The 5,190-nt window shown below is 54.0% G+C and carries 5 protein-coding genes; all 5 read left to right on the top strand.

Annotated features, from left to right (window positions below):
- Positions 1-1,441 (top strand): DNA primase (locus ACFWW2_RS12130; protein WP_393928338.1); only part of this gene is annotated, 1,441 nt, incomplete at its 5' end.
- 186 nt (positions 1,442-1,627) lie between these two features.
- Positions 1,628-1,960 carry a hypothetical protein gene (locus ACFWW2_RS12125; protein ID WP_393928337.1) on the top strand — a complete coding sequence of 111 codons (333 nt, stop codon included), beginning with the start codon at positions 1,628-1,630 and terminating at the stop codon, positions 1,958-1,960.
- A gap of 170 nt (positions 1,961-2,130) precedes the next feature.
- On the top strand, positions 2,131-2,547 hold the full coding sequence (locus ACFWW2_RS12120) for a hypothetical protein (RefSeq protein WP_393928336.1): 417 nt from the start codon (positions 2,131-2,133) through the stop codon (positions 2,545-2,547).
- 113 nt (positions 2,548-2,660) lie between these two features.
- Positions 2,661-3,647 carry a methyltransferase gene (locus tag ACFWW2_RS12115; protein ID WP_393928335.1) on the top strand — a complete coding sequence of 329 codons (987 nt, stop codon included), beginning with the start codon at positions 2,661-2,663 and terminating at the stop codon, positions 3,645-3,647.
- A 476-nt stretch (positions 3,648-4,123) separates the two neighbouring features.
- Positions 4,124-4,915 (top strand): tRNA(His) guanylyltransferase Thg1 family protein, encoded by a 792-nt coding sequence (locus ACFWW2_RS12110; protein WP_393928334.1) that lies wholly within the window; start codon positions 4,124-4,126, stop codon positions 4,913-4,915.
- Positions 4,916-5,190: the final 275 nt, after the last annotated feature.

The following is a 5,190-nucleotide window of genomic DNA, read 5'->3' as shown; positions in this document are numbered from 1 at the left end:
GAAAGGCGTGGCGGAGGATTTGATCCTTGGCGCGGGTTTGGGCAAACCTTCAAACCAAGGCAAGAAACCCTATGACACGTTTCGCCACCGCATCATGTTCCCGATCCGGGACATACGCGGACGTGCGATTGCGTTCGGGGGGCGTGCAATGGACCCGGCAGATAACGCCAAATATCTGAATTCCCCGAAAACCGAGTTGTTCGACAAAGGCAGCAGCCTGTTCAACTATGGCCCCGCCCGCGAGGCTGCCGGTAAGGGGCAACCGCTGTTGGTGGCCGAAGGGTACATGGATGTGATTGCATTAAGCGAGGCGGGATTTGGAGCAGCCGTGGCACCACTTGGCACGGCCGTGACAGAAACCCAGTTACAGATGATGTGGCGAGTGGCGTCCGAACCGGTGATCATGCTGGACGGTGATGCGGCCGGGCAACGGGCGGCTGCGCGGGTGATTGATCTGGCGTTGCCGCTGCTTGAGGCCGGACAATCGATACGCTTCGCAATGATGCCCGATGGCCAGGATCCTGATGATTTGCTGAAATCCGCTGGGGCAGGGGCCATGAGTGACCGTGTCAGTGAAGCGTTGCCGATGCTGCAGCTTTTTTGGCAACGCGAAGTTGAAGGCAAGAATTTCGACAGCCCCGAACGCAAGGCGGCGCTGGATAAATCCCTGCGGGAAAAGATCATGTTGATCAAAGACCGGTTGATCCGCAGCCATTACGGCCACGCGATCAAGGATATGCGATCGGACTTGTTTGGCACCAAGCGCGCGCCGTTTGAAAGTGGCAAGCCCCAAGGAAAATGGACGCCAAATGGGCCGAAGCTGCCTGCGCAATCCAGCACGAAGGCGTCCTTGCTGGCAGGCGGCCCGTTGTCCGAAGATCACCTGCACGAAGCTGTAATCCTGGCCGTTTTGATCCGCAATCCACGAGTATTGAAAGAGTTTCAAGGCGCGCTGGATCGTATGATCTGTTCCGGGTCCGATACCAGCCTGTTGCGCGAGGCCATGGTCAAACTGGACCCGCAGGCGGATATCGAGTCAGCGCTGATCACGGACATTGGCGACGGACCCCTGAAAAAGCTATTCGCGCAAGCACATGTCGCGATAACGCCAGCCGTAAGGCGACCCGACAACGGGGACCTTGCGCGGATGTGTCTGACCGAAGAATTTGCGAAGCTTACCGCGCGACGCAGCCATGCCCATGAGATGCAAGACGCCATTGAGGAAATGGGTTCAGATGTGGTCGATGAAGGGTTGACGAAGCGGCTGGCACAGTCGAATGCGGCCATGAATAAAGCTGACAGCCTGTTGAGCGATGACAGTGAAGAGTACGATACATCCGATGTTGGGACACAAATCAGAAAAGACGAGCGTGCGGCATTTGATGCGCTTTTGGTGCAGATTGATTTAGCTAAAGGCTCCAAGCGGTCTACGTCAGGTTAGCAAAACTGGAGGCGTTTGAAAACTCTGGCCTGATCTTGGTACAATAGTTGTAGCGGCCTGCATTCATCGCAATTTTAGGCTCAAATCATCTAACACCATCGAGGCCGATAAAAGCGGATGTAGCTTTCATCTGGAGACTGCTCTAGAAGCGCGATGTCTGCACAAAAAAAGTTCACGGAGCCTCGAATGCTGATGCTGCTTTACGCGATTGCATTCTTCAAAGCACTCGCTTTACCTCTTGTCGCGACATGGCTTTATAGTCGGGTCTTTTATGAAGCAGGGTACGAGGGTTTATCACGGTCCATAGCATGGGTGCCATGCGCCATTCCATTGGCATGGTTGATTATTTCCGTTTTTGTCTTACCGGTATCAACAATGCTGCCAGTTTCTCTATATGTAAATTCGAGCGGCGCTTTGAATGCGATAATTTTCGTATTTCTGCTGATGCCCTTAGGTTTCCTGGCTTTTTCGAGTTGGCCAATCTTTCAAGAAGACGAGAGCGGCGTACCTGAAACTTGATCGCCCATGTTGTGCATCCCTCGCGACCGCGTGTAAACTCGCGCCAATGCGGCGGGTATCTCTGCCCCTCGCCGGGGTAAAACCATATGCGTCAACTGACCATTCGACAGACCGTGGCCCTTTGGGGTGGATTGCGCCCTGCGCGCCGCGTTTCCAGAGCACTTGGTGCGATGGATGTGACCGATGCGGTGCGTGCCATCGATCCCAGTTGGCCTATCATGACCCGCGTCGCGGCCGTTCACATCGGTGTTGAAAAACTCTTTTGGACCCGCGCCCGAGGCAGTACTCAAAGAATACGGCGAGAGATCATTGAAGCCCGCAGCCTTCTCAAGCTCCAAGGGTATACACATATTGCCGTCACCGGGCCGTTCCTGCTCAGGATCAGGCGCCGCGCCCGTCTGAGCGAGGTTCGCTCATTTCGTAATGCGCGAACGATCGGTGCACCAATCAATGCCCTTTACCGAGGACGGCTGGCTGCATGGAACTGGATATCACGCAACCGAAGCAGAGAGCGTATCGCCCGACTGGAAGAGCTCGGTGCAACCTCTGCGCAGGGCTTCCAGGAGCATGGCGTGTTTGAGATTTGAGGCTACGATTAGTCGGTTCCCATTCCGATTTCAGCTGATGTCTCAAAGGTCGTTTGCATGATCTTCATTGGTTTCCTAGTTAGGGATCAAAGTCCGTAACAAGGAGCCAAACCGTGGACCAAGAGCTGTCACCTCAACCGATCCTGCAACTACTTCACAATCATATGGCAACCAAATGTGTCTGTGTCGCCAGCAAGATCGGACTGTTTGAAGCTATTGCCAGCGACTATCTGACGCTGGACGCACTTGCGAAACAGCTCGATGTGCCGCACCGCACCCTCCGGATTGTCGCAGATGCCCTCGTTGCGATCGGCTTTCTCGAAATGGATGTCGACTGGTACCACAACACACCGCTCACAGCAGCGTTTTTGAGCGGTCAACCGGGCAAGGATTTGCGGCCGGTCCTGAAGCTTTGGGATAGTGTTGTCTATCCGCAATGGGCAACGCTGGAGGCATCTATTCGCAAAAACAGGCGGACCTTCGGGTTTCCGGAATTCAGCCTGGAGCAGCGGCACACCTTCGACATGGGAGTGTCCGCCTTGACAGCGCCATCCGCGCAGGCCCTGGCGCAGAACTACGATTTCAGTGCGCACAGGAAGGTTCTGGATGTGGCCGGAGGCATGGGTTTCTTCTTGAAAGCGGCCCTTGCAGAACACCCGGACATATCGGGTACGCTGGTTGAGATGCCGCAGACGGCGCAGGCCGCGCGCCAGCATCTGGCACAAACTCCTTTCAGTGACCGGATCTCCGTTGTTGAGGGTGATCTCTTTGAGGACGACCTACCGGGAGGGCATGACGCCGTCATCGTCGCCAACATCGTTCATATGTTTTCGCCTGAAAGGAACCTGACGCTCCTGAGCCGCATTCGTCAGAGCGTTGCTGAGGGCGCGAAACTACTGCTGATCGATTTCTGGACGGATTCCACACATACACAGCCACCATTTGCGGCGCTCATGGCGGCCGAGTTTCAAATCACAACGGGTGAGGGCGACGTCTACAGCGTTGATGAGATCAACACTTGGCTGACAGCAGCACAGTGGCGAAGGACAGCGCACGTACCGCTGGCCGGCCCTGCGAGTCTGATTATCGCCGAGGCATAATGGCTGATAGCTCAAGAGATCGAGGCGCAAATCCAGCTCTATGTGGGCCATGTCCGTTCTCCTTGCTTATCAGCAAGATAGGGAATTTGTCGCAACCCAGTTTAGAATGTGTGTCGGATCTCCTAATTGGTGAGACAGCCGCTTCAGAAAGATCAGCTACTTAGGGTTTTGAATTTCTGAGACTCTAGAAGTCATGGTTTTCTCGCTGAACTATCGAAAAGCAGCCTTTCGTAAAACGCGCAGAGAATGGTCGCGACGAGCCCAAAATCTCCGATGCTGCAAAGTGTACGGATGGCGGCTTTTGGACAGTGTTTGATCGTAGAGGGCTTGGCAGTGGAAATCGAGGAACTATAAGCGAGACTGACCCTTGGTTTAGATACTTTTGGTCTAGCGGGTTGGTGCACTCAAAAAGAGTAAGCGCTTTCCGGCTGCGTTTATTGAGTAAGTATTGAATTCTAAGTGAAAGAGAGGTTCTTTTGGCGAAGATTCCTGACGAATTTGGCGATCGTATGAAGGCCTATGAAGCCGTTGCCACCAGCAATCGGCTTGAACCGTCTTTGCCAATTTGTGCGAGAATTGATGGCCGCTCCTTCAGCATGTTCACACGACGCTGCGAGAAGCCCTTTGACGCTCGAATCTCTAACGCAATGCGGGCTACCTGCGCATGGTTAGTCGGAGAAACGCACGCCAAAATTGGCTACGTCCAATCTGACGAAATCAGCTTGGTCTGGCAGAACACAGATGGCGGTTCGGTTTTCTTTGATGGCAAGGTTCAAAAGATGACGAGCGTTCTTGCGTCCATGGCAGGTGTAAAATTCTATTCGGAATTGGGTGGCGAGAAACTACCTGCGTTCGATTGCCGTGTTTGGCAAGTGCCGTCTCAAACCGAAGCAGCGAACACGTTTCTTTGGCGCGCTTTAGATGCTCGGAAAAACGCGGTTAGTTCCGCATGCCGCGCATTTCATTCGGCGAAGAAAATGCACCGCAAAAGCCGATTAGAGCAAGTCCAGATGCTCGCGGATGCGGGAATTGTCTTTGAGACGGCGTATCCAGAAGAAGATCGGCATGGTGTATTCTTTCGGAGGGTCTCTGGAGAAGTTGAGATCGATGATGAAACCTGGTCAAGAATTCCTGAAAAGCATCGACCGGAAAGCCGGCTGGCCGTGCGGTCTTGGACCGAACAACTCAAGATGCCCTTCTTTGGTGATGTCAAAAACCGTGAAGCTGTGATTTTTGACGCTGCTGAGCCTACAAGCGAGATCGCCTGAGAGAGGCTAACGATTTGCTCAATTTTCGCTTTGACAGATACTCGTCTGGCTCCTTTATCACGTGAAGCAGCCATTTTTAGAAAGATGTCAAAAGGCAACTATGTCTAAGGTTTGTGGCTGCTGTCAGCGCGAGTTGCAGCGGCGATAAATCTGACAAGGAGGAAAGCACGGGCGGCTTTCGCGTCTATGGGGATTGCGTGTTACCGCCGCGTTGGTCGAGTATCGGATCGGCAGCCGCGGCGGTCGTGTCTGGCGCGGATGCGTTGGCTGCCATG

The sequence above is a fragment of the Yoonia sp. R2-816 genome (genome assembly GCF_046762905.1).
GTDB lineage: Bacteria > Pseudomonadota > Alphaproteobacteria > Rhodobacterales > Rhodobacteraceae > Yoonia.
This window is presented reverse-complemented; position numbering and strand designations above follow the sequence as displayed.

Bases quoted from the DNA above. Each gene is read 5' to 3' on its own strand.
- ACFWW2_RS12125 (WP_393928337.1), top strand. From the start codon at position 1,628: ATGCTGATGCTGCTTTACGCGATTGCATTCTTCAAAGCACTCGCTTTA.
- ACFWW2_RS12120 (WP_393928336.1), top strand. From the start codon at position 2,131: ATGGATGTGACCGATGCGGTGCGTGCCATCGATCCCAGTTGGCCTATC.